Source organism: Williamsia sp. Y853 (assembly GCF_056786495.1).
On sequence record NZ_JBXCJC010000002.1, the window covers coordinates 477,580 to 493,808 of the forward strand.

The following is a 16,229-nucleotide window of genomic DNA, read 5'->3' on the forward strand; positions in this document are numbered from 1 at the left end:
AAAGATGCGTGCGCGGTCCCGACACAATCTCGGGTGCGCTGGTGGTGGCGCGTGGTGACGGTAGTGAAGTTGGTTCAGGCGGCGAGGGCGAGGGTTCGCCTGTTGTAGGCCGGTAAGGGTTTTCGCTGCGGATCGATACCCGCGGGCGGGATCAGCCACGGGTGCCCGTCGGAGCCCATGATCACGTCCCAATCAGTGTTGTGAACCGCCATATGGCAGGTGCGACACAACAGGCAGCCGTTCTCCAACGTGGTCGGGCCGCCGTCGACGAAGTGCACGATGTGGTGGCAGTCCGACCAACTGGCATGTCCGCCGCATTTCACACAGCAGGTGTCGCGGATGATGATCGCTTTTCGCACCAGCCCGGCGAACAAACGCTTCGGCGGACTCAAATCGACCGGAACCTGCTGCCCATCAAGGGTGATCGAGGTGATCGACGAATCACACGCCAACATCGCGGCAGTCGCCTCGGTGACCGGACCCATCCACGGCAAAGTGGCAGCCTCGGGATGATCGGCGGGCACGGTGACCATCACCTCGGTCCGCGGCGCCGACACCAATATTTGCCCACCACCACCACAATCCAATAGTTGATGCAACGCATCAGCGCGACGCTGGGTCGGAGAACGCGGATCATCGGAGCCGTCAGGTTCAGGACGCGCCCTGGACCACAGGTCCAACGCCGAGTGCAACTTCTCCCCGATCACCGCATCAAGATCGAATGTGCCGACACAACGGCCCTCGTGAACTTTGTATTCGAGACTGTTCAGCGACCGATCCTCCGCAGGCGGCGGACCACCCGTGTCCTTCGCCACCTCATTCCCCAGCGCTCGGGCCGCCGCGCTGATCTCTGCCGGTGGTGCTCCGGAGATAACGTGGTTCAACAGTTTCCGTTCGAACTCGATCTGCTGCTCAGCGGTGATCGGATCGTCGGACCGCCCGAGGACATGCGCGACACCTTTGACCACCGCATCGACATGCTCGGACGACAGAAACCCGTCCCTCGAATACCCGGCAGTACGATCCAGACCGGCGAGGCCCGGTCCGACGCGCAACCACCGATACGCCGATACCGGTGCCGCACCATTGGCCTGCAACAACTTAGACGTGGTCGACCCCTCCTTACGGGCGATACCCGACCCGTCGATCACCGCGGCGCACACCGCTAGTTGATGCTCGGCGACGTTACGTAGGGTAATCAGATCCTTCGCCGTGCCTAGAACGCCGCCGGGACCATCGGGTAGCACCAGATCAATCAGGGAATCGACCAGTTCGAGAACTCGCATAGCACAGCACCTTCCAAAGCAGGGTCAAGCCGGAAGGTCGACCGGAGTGTCTCTGCGGGGAAGGCGTCAGATACGTGATGCTTGTGGTCGACTGGCTCCAGACTACCTTCTCGAACAGATGTTCGCAATGAATTGCTGAATGAATCCTGTTCTGCCACATACTATTTCGATAGCATGACGAAACATCTCACATCTTCCCGATGAAGGGCCGAACCGTCGAGGGTGCACAAACTGCAGCAACCGATGTCGATTCGCCCCTGCCCTGCGCCAACTGGTTGGGTGCTTCCAAGTGGTGGCCGGCAACACCTGAATCGCGTCACCCCGGACAGTCGCATAGGCATCCATTCGCATGCAGTCACGTGTGTCCCAGCGGGCACCCACCCGGGGCACTCCGCGAGGATCACCGAGCATCCGTTGCCCCGCAACGCAACCGGCAAGATGATGCGCCGCTCGATCACGGTCTGACGACAAAAGCACACGCTCCAGTCATCTGCACACGTTACGACGTGTGCTTATGACTGGAGCGTGTGCTTTTGTTCGATGTGTACGACTAGTCGACAGCAGGCGCCCATTGGACGCCGTTGATGTGGGCACCACCGTCGACGAAGAGTGTGTTGCCGGTCAGATACCGGCTGTCGTCGCTCGCCAGGAAGACAGCAACGGGACCGATGTCGTCGAGCGGATCACCGATGCGGCCCATGGGGTTCTCCGCAGCCATGCCGGCGGCCATCTGGGGGTTGGCCTCGACCACCCGCTTGTAGGCTTCGCTCTGTGCGCCTGGACAGATCACGTTGCAGCACACCTGATGTGGCGCCCACTCCCGGGCCGCTGTCCGGGTCAGGCTACGCAGGGCTTCCTTGGCCGCGTTGTACTGCACCGAGTACATATGCGCGTTGACACCGTTGAGCGAGCACAGGTTGATGACGCGCCCGGTGCCGTGCTTCTGCAACTCCGGCAGGGCCTTTTGCATCGCCCAGAAGGCCGCCATCACCGCCATGTCGAAACCGCCACGCAGCTGCTCATCGGTCATGTTCTCCAAGCGCGCGTAGCCGGAGCCACGCCAGGCGTTGTTGACCAAGATGTCGAGCCTGCCGAAACGCTCCACCGCCACGTCCACCATGGCCAGGACCTGAGCCTTGTCGGTGACGTCGGTGCGAACGAACTCCGCGGCAACACCCCACTCGTCGCGCAACCACGCGGCAGTCTGTTCGCCTGCAGCAGTGTCGATCTCGGCGACGACAACCGAGGCGCCCTCGCGGGCAAACGCCCCGGCCATACCTCGACCGATACCCATACCGGCTCCGGTGACCACAGCCACCCTGCCGTCCAACTTGGCCATGAAGTCTCCTTCGCCGGTTCCCGCCTAGCGCGGGCGGGGAACCGTCTTGTCGATGAACAATGCCTCAACCGAGACACAGACCGTGCCGTCCGCGGTGCGGATGTCGCCAACGGTCGTGATCTTCTTGCCGTCCTCCGTCATCAACCGGCCACGTATCGTCAGTGGCTCGAACAGCGGCGTCGGCGCGTGATACCGCACATTGAGTTGTGCGGTGGCACCACTACGACCGGCCCAGGCGTTGGCCACACCGAGCGTGTGATCGAGCAACATCGCCGCCACGCCACCGTGGACATGGCCGGGTGGGCCTTGATAGGGGAACGTCAAACTCACCACACCTTCGACATGGCCTTCATCTCGGCCGACCAGCGTCAGCGGTGGTGCGATGGCGTTCTTGGGACCGGTGACCGGGTCGTGGCCGGTGACACCTTCTCCACGCCACATGTCGATCAGCCGGACGGCGACCTCGGGTGCGTGTTCTTCGAGGTGCTCGGCAATGCTGTTCAACTCCTCGGTGACGCGGTCGAGGTTGGCGTTTGCCCGATCGGTACGGAGCAGCGCGTCCACCACGCGGCGCGCCGCAGCGGTGGCCCGATCCACAGGCTCCTCGCCCGGCATGGATGTGAGGACGATGCCGTCCGGCGCGTTCCCGACAGTCGGATGCTCGTTTGAATCCTGGCTCATCGGATCTCCATCGTGGCGTGGGTGAGGATCGGCTGCTGGTCGCGTTCGACGCAGACGGCCTGCAAGATCAACTGGTTGTCTTCGCGCCAGACGGAGGTCTCGATGGTCTCCCCCGGGTACAGCGATCCGGCGAATCGCACCGAATAGGACTGCACCACTGCGGGATCACCGTCGAGGACACCATCGATCACGGCCTTGCAGACGACGCCGTACGACGCCAGTCCGTGCAGGATCGGCTGGTCGAAACCGGCCATCTTCGCAAACGCCGGATCGGCATGCAACGGATTCATGTCGCCACTGAGCCGGTATACCAACGCCTGTTGCGCGGTGGTCGCGGAAACGAGTACTTTATCCGGTTCCCGATCGGGGATCGCTGTCACCGCATCTGGGCCGGCCGGTCCCCCGAATCCGCCTTCGCCGCGGGCCCAGATCTGCATCGAACTGGTCCACAGCGGGTTTCCGTCGGGGCCGGTGGCCGCCTGTTCGAGCACGATCACCGCCGCCTTGCCCTTGTCCCACACATCGGAAACGCGCGATGCGATCTGTGCGGTGCCGGACACCGGGATGGGTGCGTGCAGTTGCAGCGACTGTCCGCCGTGCAGGATCTTGCGCAGGTCGATGTCGATGCCCGGCAGATTCATCCCCGGCGCTGCGATCGCGCCGGCCGAAATACCCTGTCCGGCAACCATTGCGAAGGTCGGGACCACACGCAGCTTCTTTTCGTACGCCCAGGCCAACTCGGCCGGATCCAGATTGTTCACACCCGCACCGAGGCCCAGGTGATAGAGCAGGACGTCTCGCTCGGTCCAGGACACGTCGCGGACGGTCGGCTCGGCGGACAATGCCACGTTCAGGTCGATACCCACGGCTAGGACTCCTTCGTAGTGGTCATGCCCGCACTGGTTTCACCGGTTCCGGATCGCGGGGCAGGCCCAGGATCCGCTCACCGATGATGTTCAGCTGAACGTTGGTGGTACCACCGGCAATCGAGAGGTTTTGAGAGTTGAGGAACTGCTGGGTGTGGGACCACCGATCCTGCCCGGTCAGGAGCGAGGACGGGCCGGCCCACTCCATCGCAACCTCCCACACCTGCTGGATGTGCTCGACACCGAGTAGCTTCGCGATCGACGACTCTGCTCCCGGCTGACCGCCGGCGAGCGACCGCAGCGTGGTCCGTAGACCCATCAAACCGCCGGTCTGCGCGTCGCACAACACCTTTCCCAGGACTGTCATCTGCTCGGCGTCCAGGCCACCGGGCACCGTTGCCGCCAGATCGAGCAGCGCTTCGCCGCCGGAGCCCAGTGACGAGTCGTTGGACAGTGAGACACGTTCGTTGGCCAGTGTGGTGCGGGCCAGCTTCCACCCGTCACCGGGCTGTCCGACCAGGAACTCGTCGGGCACGAACACGTCGTCGAAAAAGACTTCGTTGAACAGTGATTCGCCGGTGATCTCCCGCAACGGCCGGATATCGAGGCCTTCACTGTTCCTGATGTCGATGAGGAAGTACGAGAGACCCTTGTGTTTTGCGACGTCACCGTCGGTGCGCGCCAGGCAGATGCCCCAGTGGGCAACGCGCGCCATCGAGGTCCACACCTTCTGGCCCTGCAGCTTCCAGCCGCCGTCGACCTTGGTGGCCTTGGTGCTCAGTCCGGCCAGGTCCGAACCCGCACCGGGCTCGGAGAACAACTGGCACCAGATGATGTCACCGCGCAGTGACGGCGGAAGGAACCGCTGCAGCTGCTCGTCACTGCCGTGGGCGATCAAGGTGGGAACCACCCAGTTGCCGATGATCATGTCGTGCGGCTCGAGATCGGCGGCCCGCAGTTCGTCGGCGATGACCAGCTGGGTGATGGCATCGGCACCCTTGCCCCATGGGGCGGCCAGATGTGGTGCCGTATAACCCTTGTCAGCCAGGAACACCTTACGTTCGGCATCGTCGAGCGCCACCGCACCGGCAAGTTCGGCCCGGATCTCAGCGCGAATCTGTTCGGCCTCCGGCGGAAGATCGACGCCAAGGACACGGCGCGCACCGTCGATGGTGAGGGCGGCGACCCGACGACGCCAGGTGGCGGTCGAACCCAACATGATTCGAAGCGTTTGCGCGCGACGCATATACAGATGCGCGTCGTGTTCCCACGTGTAGCCGATACCACCGAGAATCTGAATGCAGTCCTTGGTGACCGTGAACGCGGCCTCGGGCGCAACCGCGCCGGCAACAGCCGCGGCCAGGGAGGCCTCGACGCGATCGGTGTTCGGTCCCATCGCACGCGCGGCGTCCCACGCCGTCACCCGCGCCTGTTCGGTCAGCCCGAGCATGCGCGCGGCCTTGTGCTTGACGCCCTGGAACTGACCGATGACCCGGCCGAATTGCTGCCGGACACGGGCATAGTCGGCCGCGGTCGTGGTGGCCCAGTCGGCCAGACCCGCGGCTTCGGCCGACAGCAGGGTCGCCGCGATGTCGAGGACACGCTGCGAATTGAGACCGAGTACATCTGCGTCAGACAACTTGAGGCCGTCGACCGTGGCCTCGGCGTTGCGACGAACGAGATCGTGGCTCGGCAGGTCGGTGAGGTCGAGGCGGTCGCGGGGCACCACAACATAGGCCAGGGAACCGTCGTCGTCGACTGCCAGCAGGAAGAGGTCACCAACCTGTCCCCCGAGAATGTGGCTGGAGGTTCCGGACAACCTCACCGTGCCGTTGTCACGGATCAACCGCAGCGAACCGGGTTGCAACGCAACGGCTCCGAACAGCGAGCCGTCGGCCAACCGCGCGAGTTCGGTGGTCCGGCCGGCCTCGTGCAGAACCGTCGAGACAACAGCGGTCGGCAGGAACGGTCCGGGCACCATCGAGCGCCCGAGTTCCTCGGTGACGATGGCGAGTTCGACCAGTCCGACACCGGCACCACCGAATTCCTCCGGCAGGTGAAGTCCGAGCATGCCGAGTTCGGCCAACGACGACCAATAGCTGGGGCGCAGTTCGGTTTTGGCTTCCACCGCATTCCGGATCACGGTCGGGGTCGCGTGACGCGCGGCCCATCCCCGTACCGAATCACGCAGTTCGCGGTCGTCGTCAGTGAGTTCAATTCCCATGTTGTTCAATTCCCATGTTGTTCATGCCGCTGTTCTTCACGCCGCTGTTGTTCATGCCGCTGTCGGACTCGTGGTTTCGGGTGTCAGATGCGTTCGATGATGGTCGCGGTCGACAACGCACCGCCTGCGCACATCGTGATCAGCGCGGTCGACTTGTCGCTGCGTTCCAGTTCGTGCAGCGCGCTGGTGATCAGCCGCGAGCCGGTCGAACCGACCGGGTGGCCGAGCGCGATGGCTCCACCGTTGACGTTGACCTTCGACATGTCGGCCTCGTGGACCTGCGCCCACGACAGGACAACAGAGGCGAAGGCCTCATTGATCTCGACGATGTCGATGTCGCCCAACGACATTCCGCTGCGCTCGAGCACCATCCGGGTGGAGTCGATTGGTCCGTCGAGGTGGTAGTACGGGTCGGAGCCGACCATCGCCGAGGAGACGATGCGCGCACGGGGACGCAGGCCTGCCTGGGCCGCCTTCTCCTCGCTCATCAGCAACACCGCCGCCGCACCGTCGCTGACCTGCGAGGAGTTGCCTGCCGTGTGCATGCCGTTTTCGATGACCGGCTTCAGCGCGGCCAGTCCTTCGGCGGTGGTGTCGCGCAGTCCGCCGTCGCGGGTCACCGTGGCGATTTCACCACTGGGCGTGCCCTCTTTGTCGACAACGGGTGCCTGCACGGGCACGATCTCGCGGTCGAAACGACCCTCGGCCCAGGCCGCAGCCGCGCGGAGCTGCGACTGCAGACCGAACGCGTCGACGTCACCGCGCTTGATGCCGCGGCGCTCGGCGATGCGTTCGGCCGACGTGAACTGATCACCCATGTCGATGGTCCAGTCAGCCGGATACGGATTCCCGGTACCGGGGGCGTTGGCCTGACCGAGGAACACCCGGCTCATCACCTCGACACCACAACCGATGCCGGCGTCGATCTGACCGGACGCGATCAGGCCGGCAACCATGTGCACGGCCTGCTGCGAGGAGCCACATGCGCAGTCGATCGTGGTCGCGGCCGTGGTGTAGGGCAGTCCGGCATGCAACCAGGCCTGCCGCGTGACGTTGTTGGACTGCTCGCCTGCCTGGGTGACACAGCCACCGACCAGTTGTCCGACATCGGATGCCGGCAGGCCCGTCCGGTCGAGCACGGCCTGTTGGGCTGCGCCCAGCAAGACGGCCGGATGCAGGCCGGACAATGCTCCGCGGCGACGGCCGATCGGTGTGCGCGCTGCTTCCACGATGACGACATTGCTCATGTTCGCTCCTTCGAATGGCGCGAGAAGTTCAGGCGCCCGGGGGGTATTTCTAGAATGTATTCTATTTATTGACGCCGAGCAATGTTCCACGGCGGATTTCGGTGTATCAAAAAAACTTAGACTGGACGGTCGACGACTTCGGCACGCTCAACGGCAATTTGGGCACGCTCAACCGAATTTGAGCACTCGCAACGGCGATTTCGACAAGGACGACGACCGATCACGGCACGCTCGACAGAAGTCGAGGGAGCCTTGGAACGGAACGTATTCCAGTCAGAAATCGTTGTGCGAGGTCCGGGCGTGATCGCTGGGTGACATCCGCGCCAGCAGGAGGTCACACGCGGTGCGGATATCTGATTCCGCGTCGGGGACGGAGATGCGGCCGTTCAGGCACGACTGGATCACTCCCAGCCACAACTGCATCAACAGCCGGATCGCGGTGTGGTCGTCCTCGGTGGGATCCTCGATCCCGGCCGCCGACATCACGATCTCGTGGAACAGACGATCGACTTTGCCGGCATCGGGCACGGTCGCCGCGTTGGCGGTGCTGGTCGACTGGATGATCGCCGTCGACAGCGCCGGCCTGCGAAGCAGACCCCGCGTCGCCCGGACGAGTACCTCGTAGATGGTGTCCTTGCCGCCGTCCGCGACCGGTGGGCGCTGCTCCAGATTCTCGTTGATCTGCTCGATCTGCTCGACCATCACGGCCACGAAAAGGTGAGTCTTCGAGGGGAAATACCGGTACAACGTACCGATCGCCACGCCGGCACGTTTTGCCACTTCCTGCATCTGGACGCGTGCGAACTCTTTTTCGTTCGCCAACTCCGCTGCGGCCTCGAGTATCCGGACATGGCGGGCCCGCTGATGGTCGGAACTGGGTTCCGCAGCGTCTCGCGCCTCGGCGATTCTGGGCACGTCCAAACTCCTCATCGTGCGCTGTCGTGCGATCTGGATATCTGACTGTCCCACCAGACTAGGAAACGACCGCATTCTGCCCACTCAGTGGGATATCCGGCGTGTCCAAAGCCGGAATGCGCTTGCGTGGGACACCGACTCGACCACATGGAGGAATGACGATGCAGGACTGGACCATTCAATGCGACGTGCTCGTTGTGGGATCCGGCGGTGGAGCCCTGACCGGCGCATATACCGCGGCAGCCAACGGCTTGGACACGATCGTGTTGGAAAAGACCGGTCTTTTCGGCGGTACGTCGTCGTATTCGGGCGCATCGGTCTGGTTGCCCGGGACCGTTGTCCAAGAGCGCGCCGGACTCGATGACTCGACGGACAAGGCACGAACGTATCTGCGAGCCGTCGTCGGCGACAACGAACTCGAGCGCCAGGAGGCATACGTGACGACTGCCCCGGCAGTGGTCGATTTCCTCGAACGCGATCCGAACATCGAGTTCGTGTACCAGGCGTTTCCCGACTACTACAAGGCGCCGGGACGGATGGAATCGGGCCGCTCGATCAATCCCGTCGCCCTGCGCAGCGACCAGATCGGCGACCTCCGGGAGCTGGTCCGGCCCGAACCGCACATCGACCGCGCCGGACAGAAGCATCCGGACACGACCCTCATCGCCGGACGCGCCCTCATCGGCCGCCTGCTGCTGGCGTTGCAGGGCACCGGCCACGCGGATCTGCGCACCAATACATCCGCTCGGCGGATCCTGATCGAAGGTGACCGGGTCGTGGGTGTCGAGGCCGAGACCACCGATGGCGAGATCCTTCGCATCCACGCGAAGCGTGGAGTCCTCCTGGCTGCAGGCGGTATCGAAGGCAGCGCCGAACTGCGCGAGGCCAACCACACCCCCGGCCGGGCGCAATGGAGCATGGGCCCGCAAGGCGCCAACACCGGCGACCTGATCCGGGCATCGGTCGAGGTCGGCGCCGACACCGCGCTGCTCGACGAGGCCTGGTGGTGCCCGGGCGTCGAGTTGCCCGATGGATCCGGCGCGTTCATGGTCGGTGTCCGCGGCGGCCTCCTGGTCGACTCGTCCGGCCATCGGTACCTCAACGAGTCCCTGCCCTACGACCAATTCGGCCGGGCGATGATCGCTCGTGGTGCCGACTCGGCCATTCCGTCGTATCTGGTCTTCGACTCGATCGAAGGCGGCCCGGTCCTCCCCGCGATCGTGATCCCCGAGGTCTCGGCCGACGAGCATCTCGACGCCGGAACGTGGGTGCGTGCGGACACCATCGAGGAGCTCGCCGAGAAGATCGGCGTGCCGGCCGAGACGCTGCGCCACACCGTCGACGGATTCAACGACGCAGCCAAGCGCGGCATCGACGACGATTTCCACCGCGGCGAAGACCCCTACGACGCATTCTTCTGCCGACCGAGCGACGACCGGCCGAACGCCGCGCTGCGACCGCTCGCAACCGGTCCGTACTACGCGGCCCGCATCATCCTGAGCGATCTGGGCACCAAGGGCGGTGTCCGCACCGACGCCGACGCCCGGGTGCTGCGCAAGGACGACACCGCGATCGATGGTCTCTACGCGGCAGGCAACACCAGTGCGTCGCTCAGTGGCCGGTTCTACCCCGGCCCCGGTGTCCCGCTCGGTACCGCAATGACGTTCGCGTATCGCGCCGTCTTGGACATGATCGGCTAGCGGCGTGCGCTAGACGAGATTGTCTTCGACCGTCAACCCGAACGCTCCCCGGCCGTACAAGGCCAGGGCGCGTTCGGGTTCGTTCGCGACATGGACACTGCCCGCGTGGGCATCACGCCACGCCCGTTCGATCGGATTTCCCCGGGTCAGAGAGTTGCCGCCTGCCGTCTTGAACAACAGGTCGATGGCTTCGACTGAGCGTTCGGTGGCCCGGACCTGGTCCCGGCGGGCCCGCAACCGCATCCACATCGGCAGATCTTCGCCGGCCCGGGCCAGATTCCACATATCCCGGACGTTGCGATCCATCTGCAGGATCGCCGCATCGATCTCCGAAGCCGCCCGGGCCACGGCCACCTGTGCGGACTGATCCTCGGCGAACCGGCCACCGCCGAGGCTGAGCCGCACCCGCTCGCGCATCGTCGTCAGATATGACTCATGACATCCGGCCACCACACCCACGATCGGTGCTGCGACGGCAGAGGTGAAGATCGTCGCAAAAGGCAGCCGGTACAGCGGCCCGGTGTTGACCTTCTGTCCACGACCGCGAAGTTGCGCGGTCTCATAGTTCCTGATGGTGCGGTGTTCGGGCACAAACGCCTTCGTGACGGTGATTTCGTTGCTGGCCGTACCGCGCATCCCGACCACGTCCCACACATCCTGGATGCTGTAGTCGCCCCGCGGCACGAGCACGGTCATGAAATCGACCGGCCTTCCCTCGGCACCGAACACCAACGCACCGAGCAACGCCCACGATGCATGTTCGCAGCCCGAGGAGAACCTCCAATTCCCGGCGAGTTCGAATCCGCCGTCGACCGGCGTGAGTTTGCCAACCGGTGCATAGGCCGACGACAGCAGCTCCGACTGATTCTCGCCCCATACGTCGTCCTGGGCCTGCTGATCGAACAGCGCCAGGTGCCACGGATGAACCCCAAGCACCGACGCCACCCATCCGGTGGATCCGCAGGCCCCCGCAATGGCTCGGACGACCTCGTAGAACTCGACGGGATCGCCTTCTGTCCCGCCATAACGTTTGGGCTGCAACATCTTCAACACTCCGGCCTGCTGCAGGTCGGCGATGGCCTCGGCCGGCACATGTCGCGATTCGTCGACTTCACGCGCCCGATCGGCGATCGTGGGCAGCAAGTTACGAACTTTGTGCAGGACCTCGTTGGTCATCGTCAAAAAACTCCATCGGTGCGTTGCGGGCCGTCCTCGTGATGGTAGGCCGGTGCCATCCACCGAATGGTCGGGGCGGTAGGTCTCGGTTAGTGGGACATGGGCTCTGGATGTGTGCGCGATCACCTAGCGTTTGTTCGCAGCAGCTCTGCAGCCACACTCTCCATGGAAAGGACGGACGCATCGTGACCACACCGCAGTCCGAATCAGTCGAGATCCGCGAAATCGAGACCGGGACCCCGCCCGCGCGTTTCGCCCGAGGCTGGCATTGCCTCGGCCTCTCCGATTCCTTCCGGGACGGCAAGCCGCATCCGGTCCAGGCTTTCGACACCAAGCTGGTGGTGTTCGCCAACAGCGACGGCGAGCTGGCCATCCTCGATGCGTTCTGCCGTCACATGGGCGGTGACCTGAGCCAGGGCACCATCAAGGGCGACGAGGTGGCCTGCCCGTTCCACGATTGGCGTTGGGGTGCAAACGGCCGCTGCAAGAACATCCCGTACGCGCGCCGGGTCCCTCCCGTGGCGAAGACGCGGTCGTGGAAGGTGCTCGACCAGGACGGCATGCTGTTCGTCTGGCACGATCCCGAGGGCAATCCCCCGCCGGCCGATGTCACCATCCCCCGCATCGAGGGCGCGCTCAGCGACGAGTGGTCGGACTGGGTCTGGTACCGGATCGAGGTCGACACCAACTGCCGCGAGGTGGTCGACAACATCGTCGACATGGCGCACTTCTTCTACGTGCACTACTCGTTCCCGACGTTCTTCAAGAACGTCTTCGAGGGTCACGTCGCCAGCCAGTTCATGCGCGGCCAGGCCCGTGAAGACATGCGCCCGCACGCCGCCGGTCAGCCCCGCATGCTGGGGAGCCGTTCGGAAGCAACATATTTCGGCCCCTCCTTCATGGTCGACGACCTGGTGTACCAGTACGAGGATCACGACGTCGAGTCGGTCCTGATCAACTGCCACTACCCGGTCAGCGCCGACAAGTTCGTGTTGCAGTACGGCATGATCGTCAAGAAGTCGAGCCACCTCGAGGGCGACGCCGCCGACGAGATGGCCAAGAACTTCGGCGTCTTCATCGCCAAGGGTTTCGAGCAGGACATCGAGATCTGGAAGAACAAGACCCGCATCGAGAACCCGCTGCTCTGCGAAGAAGACGGACCCGTCTACCAGCTCCGCCGCTGGTACGACCAGTTCTACGTCGATATCGCCGACGTGACACCGGAGATGACCGAACGCTTCGAGTTCGAACTCGACACGACCCGTGCGGTCGAGTCGTGGAAGAAGGAAGTGGCAGCAAATCTCGAACGAAACGCCGCAGGCACCGATGCAGCCGTTGCAGTGCACTGAGTGCGCAGCCGAGGTCCTGGTCGAGAAGAACAGTTGGGAACACACCTCGGTGCAGTGGAACCCCGCCGCCCGCAGTGCATGCCGGGATTTCTCCGGTGACCAGACCGGCGCAGCCCGCCGGTCCGGCGCTCCGCGCGAACGGTGCCACTTCCTGACCGAGGCGATCGAAGCCGGCGCGCGCGCAGGTTCGGTTGCGATACTCGACACCACACCGGTTCGGCCGCTCGGTTCGTTGCACTGAATAGTCCGCCGGCACGCGAGAATTGCCCGGCAACGCAGATTTTGAAGGAGCATGTCTTGATCGACAAGAGTTACTACGGTCCGTGGGCGGTGATCGCCGGCGGTTCCGAAGGTGTCGGCGCGTCGTTCGCCGACGAACTGAGCAAGGCGGGTATCAACCTGGTGCTGATCGCCCGGAAGCCCGGTCCCCTCGAGGAAACCGCTCAGCACGCGCGTTCCAATGGGGTCGAGGTCCGTACCCTGGAACTCGATCTTCTGGCCACCGACGCCTTCGACCAGATCCGTCAGGCAACCGATGACGTCGAGGTCGGGCTGTTGATCTTCAACGCCGGGGCCAACAGCTACGGCCACGAGTTCGTCACCGGCGATCTGGCCGGCTTCCAGGGCGTGATCGACCTGAACGTCACCTCGCAGCTGACCCTCTCGCACCATTTCGGCGCAAAGATGAAAGACCGTGGGCGCGGCGGCATCATGCTGCTGGGTTCACTGTCGGGCTACATGGGTGCCGAACATCAGAGCATCTACGCTGCGTCAAAGGCCTTCGGCCGCATCTTCGCCGAGAGTCTGTGGCTCGAACTCGAACCGTTCGGTGTGCACGTGGTCGAACTCGTACTGGGTGTCACCCGGACCCCTGCCATGGCTCGGGCCGGGTTGAACTTCGACATCCCCGGCATGAACGTCGCCGAGCCCGAAGATGTTGCGCGCGAGGGACTCGAACACCTCGCTGACGGTCCCCTGTGGGTTGCGGGCGGCAACTACGAGGCCGCTCAGAAACGCAACGGTTTCCCTCGCGCCAAGCTTGTCAAGGGCGCCGCCGAAAGTATGCGCAAGCTACTCGGTCGCTGACTTCGACGCCGTACCTCCCGCGGTTCTGCCCGGCTCGTCTGACGACGAGTCGGGCAGACCTGTTTCTGGAGCATGGTGGATCCATGCGAATCCAACACCCGAGGGGCTGATTGCCCTGACACGCAAAAGTGGCCGGAGACCGCAAGGTTGTTCACCCGCGATCTCCGGCCACCTGTGTCTGTCTGTGCCGCCGATCAGCCCTTCGCCGGTGGCATGAATGCTGCCAGCGGTTCTGATCCGGACCAGTCGTGGCCCCAGTAGCTGTCGGCAGTGATTTCTTCTGCCGTGTAATAGCTTTCGTCGACCAGCATGCCCTCGGTGCCGAACTCGATGTCCCAGCCACCGGGTGCGCGCACGTAGAACGAGACCATCTTGTCGTTCGTGTGGCGGCCGAGCGTCGAGGACAGGCTGAAGCCGAGCTTGTTGATCCGATCGAGGGCCTGACCGACCGCGTCGAGGGTGTCGACCTCGACCATCAGGTGCACCATGCCGGGATCCTGGCTCGCCGGCGCCGGGCACAGCGCGAGGCTGTGGTGACGCTGGTTGACGCCAAGGAACCGCACGCGACGGGCCGGGCCGGGTGCGTCGGGACCACCGAGTCGGATGGCACCACGCGGCAGGAATCCGAGAACCTCGGTGTAGAAGGCGTAGGTCTCGTCGAACGCCGATGTGGGAAGCACCGCGTGGCCGAGACCTTCTGTACCCGTGACGAATCGGCCGCCGTGCGGCGTGACCACCGGGCTATGGTCGAGCACGGCGCCGAAGAAGATCTCCGTCCGCGTTCCGCTCGGGTCGTCGAATGCGATGACCTGCTCGGCGTCACGGTAACGCGACTCCTCCTCCGAGAGGGTCTCGACCGCGATCCCGGACTTCTCGACCGCTTCGCGCACACGCTGCAGCGCAAACTGGTCACGCACCTCCCAGCCGATGGCCAGCGCCTTGTCGCTCTCGCCTGGCAACACGATGATGCGGGCGCGCCGTTCATCGAGCCGCAGGTAGAGACCGTCGGGTTCGGGACCCGAGCCGATCGACATGCCAAGGCCATCGACGGTGAGTTCGCGCCAGCGGTCGATATCGCAGGTCTGAACCCGGAGGTATCCGAGTGCTCGGATGTCAGTCATGGAAGAACCTTTCGGTGGTGCGGCACTAGATCATCGAACGTTGGGCGCCCTGTGGTTCGCCGCCCATCTGGGTCAGCGCCGAGGCGTGGTAGATCGAACCCGGCACGTGGATGGCGTGCGCCAGACCGGCGTGGGCATCGCGCCAGAACCGCTGCATCGGGGTCCCGAGCTGCAGGGCTCCGCCGCCGGAGCGCGCAAAGATCTCGTCGACGGCCCGCACCGCACGCCAGGCCGCGCTGACCTGACTGCGACGGCCGATGGCCCGCAGTTCGAACGAGATCTCCTGACCCTTTTCGGTCATGTCCCAGAACCGGTCGACGGTGTCGAGGACCGCCGCCCGAGATGCCGCGATCTCCGCCGCTGCCTCACCGATGGCGAAGAGCACGTAGGGATCTTCTTTGATCGCTGTGCCCGACACCGTGACCCGCTCACGCTGAGCGTTGATGTGGCAGGCCAGCGCACCTTCGGCGATACCGATCAGCGACGAGGTGATGCCGAGCGGGAAAATGCACGAGAACGGGAAGTTGTACAGCGACTGGGTGCGCCCGAACTCCTTTGGCGCCGAACCGTCGAAGACCTTCTTGGCCGAAAGGGTGCGGTAGGTCGGGATGTACGCGTCCTTGACGATCAGGTCCTTGCTGCCGGTGCCGCGCAACCCGACCACGTTCCAGCTGTCCTGATCGATGTCATAGTCCGCCCGCGGCAGCAGCACATGCAGATGCTGCGGCGGCATCAACGGCTTGCCGTCCTGGTCGCCGACGGTGGCACCGATCATGACCCAGCCGCAGTGATCGGTACCCGACGAGAACGACCAGCGACCATTGAGGATGTAGCCACCGTCGACCGGCTTCGCCACACCCATCGGCGCGTACGGCGAGGCCATCCACATGTCGGGATCCTCGCCCCAGACCTCGTCTTGCGCCTTGCGATCGAAAAAGGCCAGTTCCCAGGGATGTACCCCGACGATGCCGCTCACCCAGCCGGTTGCGCCATCCATGGCGCCGATACCCATTGCGGTCTCGGCGAACTCACGCGGATGCGACTCGAAGCCGCCGTACTCTTTCGGCTGCAGCATGCGGATCACACCGGAGTCACGCAAGCGCTTCGCCGCGGTATCCGACAGCTGCATCAGCCTGTCGCCCTCGGCGCCCTCGGCGCGGATCTCCTCGGCGAACTGCTGAATGTTGTCCAGAACCTGGCCCATGGTCTTCTCGGCTTTCTTGTTCAGTACCCCGGCTA

14 protein-coding genes are annotated in these 16,229 nt (G+C 64.3%); 4 read left to right on the forward strand and 10 right to left on the reverse strand.

The window, feature by feature from the left end:
• Positions 1–74: 74 nt before the first annotated feature.
• From AC1TPF_RS14215 to AC1TPF_RS14245, 7 genes are all read right to left on the reverse strand, one after another.
• Entirely contained in the window at positions 75–1,286 is a 1,212-nt protein-coding gene (locus tag AC1TPF_RS14215; protein WP_482144494.1) for an HNH endonuclease, read from the reverse strand.
• Positions 1,287–1,836: 550 nt separating this feature from the next.
• Positions 1,837–2,625: an SDR family NAD(P)-dependent oxidoreductase gene (locus tag AC1TPF_RS14220; protein WP_482138006.1), complete on the reverse strand. Its 789-nt coding sequence runs from the start codon at positions 2,623–2,625 to the stop codon at positions 1,837–1,839.
• 24 nt (positions 2,626–2,649) lie between these two features.
• The gene (locus tag AC1TPF_RS14225; protein ID WP_482138004.1) at positions 2,650–3,306 is read right to left on the reverse strand and encodes a PaaI family thioesterase; all 657 of its coding nucleotides are present in this window, start codon (positions 3,304–3,306) and stop codon (positions 2,650–2,652) included.
• Positions 3,303–4,172 (reverse strand): MaoC/PaaZ C-terminal domain-containing protein, encoded by an 870-nt coding sequence (locus tag AC1TPF_RS14230; RefSeq protein WP_482144495.1) that lies wholly within the window; start codon positions 4,170–4,172, stop codon positions 3,303–3,305. Before AC1TPF_RS14230 ends, AC1TPF_RS14225 begins: the two co-directional genes overlap by 4 nt.
• Positions 4,173–4,194: 22 nt before the next feature.
• On the reverse strand, positions 4,195–6,396 hold the full coding sequence (locus tag AC1TPF_RS14235) for an acyl-CoA dehydrogenase family protein (protein WP_482144496.1): 2,202 nt from the start codon (positions 6,394–6,396) through the stop codon (positions 4,195–4,197).
• An 83-nt stretch (positions 6,397–6,479) separates the two neighbouring features.
• A complete protein-coding gene (locus tag AC1TPF_RS14240) occupies positions 6,480–7,643 on the reverse strand; it encodes a steroid 3-ketoacyl-CoA thiolase (RefSeq protein ID WP_482144497.1) in 1,164 nt (387 codons plus the stop codon).
• Between the two features lie 273 nt (positions 7,644–7,916).
• Positions 7,917–8,558 (reverse strand): TetR/AcrR family transcriptional regulator, encoded by a 642-nt coding sequence (locus tag AC1TPF_RS14245; RefSeq protein ID WP_482144498.1) that lies wholly within the window; start codon positions 8,556–8,558, stop codon positions 7,917–7,919.
• A 161-nt stretch (positions 8,559–8,719) separates the two neighbouring features.
• On the opposite strand from AC1TPF_RS14245, the gene AC1TPF_RS14250 reads away from it, so the two are divergent.
• Entirely contained in the window at positions 8,720–10,258 is a 1,539-nt protein-coding gene (locus tag AC1TPF_RS14250) for an FAD-dependent oxidoreductase (protein ID WP_482144499.1), read from the forward strand.
• Between the two features lie 9 nt (positions 10,259–10,267).
• Here the strand turns inward: AC1TPF_RS14250 and hsaA are convergent, their stop codons facing one another.
• Entirely contained in the window at positions 10,268–11,434 is a 1,167-nt protein-coding gene (gene hsaA / locus AC1TPF_RS14255) for a 3-hydroxy-9,10-secoandrosta-1,3,5(10)-triene-9,17-dione monooxygenase oxygenase subunit (RefSeq protein WP_482144500.1), read from the reverse strand.
• A gap of 185 nt (positions 11,435–11,619) precedes the next feature.
• On the opposite strand from hsaA, the gene AC1TPF_RS14260 reads away from it, so the two are divergent.
• Genes AC1TPF_RS14260 through AC1TPF_RS14270 form a run of 3 tightly spaced genes read left to right on the forward strand, consistent with a single transcriptional unit; the run spans position 11,620 to position 13,869 of the window.
• Entirely contained in the window at positions 11,620–12,783 is a 1,164-nt protein-coding gene (locus tag AC1TPF_RS14260; protein WP_482137990.1) for a 3-ketosteroid-9-alpha-monooxygenase, oxygenase component, read from the forward strand.
• Positions 12,761–13,024 carry a hypothetical protein gene (locus AC1TPF_RS14265; protein ID WP_482137988.1) on the forward strand — a complete coding sequence of 88 codons (264 nt, stop codon included), beginning with the start codon at positions 12,761–12,763 and terminating at the stop codon, positions 13,022–13,024. The genes AC1TPF_RS14260 and AC1TPF_RS14265 overlap by 23 nt, the downstream gene beginning before the upstream one ends.
• Before the next feature lie 56 nt (positions 13,025–13,080).
• On the forward strand, positions 13,081–13,869 hold the full coding sequence (locus AC1TPF_RS14270) for an SDR family NAD(P)-dependent oxidoreductase (RefSeq protein WP_482137986.1): 789 nt from the start codon (positions 13,081–13,083) through the stop codon (positions 13,867–13,869).
• Between the two features lie 194 nt (positions 13,870–14,063).
• Here the strand turns inward: AC1TPF_RS14270 and bphC are convergent, their stop codons facing one another.
• Both bphC and AC1TPF_RS14280 read right to left on the reverse strand, forming a co-directional pair.
• On the reverse strand, positions 14,064–14,990 hold the full coding sequence (gene bphC / locus AC1TPF_RS14275) for a biphenyl-2,3-diol 1,2-dioxygenase (RefSeq protein WP_482137984.1): 927 nt from the start codon (positions 14,988–14,990) through the stop codon (positions 14,064–14,066).
• Between the two features lie 25 nt (positions 14,991–15,015).
• On the reverse strand, positions 15,016–16,194 hold the full coding sequence (locus AC1TPF_RS14280) for an acyl-CoA dehydrogenase family protein (protein ID WP_482137982.1): 1,179 nt from the start codon (positions 16,192–16,194) through the stop codon (positions 15,016–15,018).
• Positions 16,195–16,229: the final 35 nt, after the last annotated feature.

Coding starts and splice junctions, on each gene's coding strand:
- AC1TPF_RS14215 (WP_482144494.1), bottom strand. CDS start 1,286: ATGCGAGTTCTCGAACTGGTCGATTCCCTGATTGATCTGGTGCTACCC.
- AC1TPF_RS14220 (WP_482138006.1), bottom strand. CDS start 2,625: ATGGCCAAGTTGGACGGCAGGGTGGCTGTGGTCACCGGAGCCGGTATG.
- AC1TPF_RS14225 (WP_482138004.1), bottom strand. CDS start 3,306: ATGAGCCAGGATTCAAACGAGCATCCGACTGTCGGGAACGCGCCGGAC.
- AC1TPF_RS14235 (WP_482144496.1), bottom strand. CDS start 6,396: ATGGGAATTGAACTCACTGACGACGACCGCGAACTGCGTGATTCGGTA.
- AC1TPF_RS14240 (WP_482144497.1), bottom strand. CDS start 7,643: ATGAGCAATGTCGTCATCGTGGAAGCAGCGCGCACACCGATCGGCCGT.
- AC1TPF_RS14250 (WP_482144499.1), top strand. CDS start 8,720: ATGCAGGACTGGACCATTCAATGCGACGTGCTCGTTGTGGGATCCGGC.
- hsaA (WP_482144500.1), bottom strand. CDS start 11,434: ATGACCAACGAGGTCCTGCACAAAGTTCGTAACTTGCTGCCCACGATC.
- AC1TPF_RS14265 (WP_482137988.1), top strand. CDS start 12,761: ATGCAGCCGTTGCAGTGCACTGAGTGCGCAGCCGAGGTCCTGGTCGAG.
- bphC (WP_482137984.1), bottom strand. CDS start 14,990: ATGACTGACATCCGAGCACTCGGATACCTCCGGGTTCAGACCTGCGAT.
- AC1TPF_RS14280 (WP_482137982.1), bottom strand. CDS start 16,194: ATGGGCCAGGTTCTGGACAACATTCAGCAGTTCGCCGAGGAGATCCGC.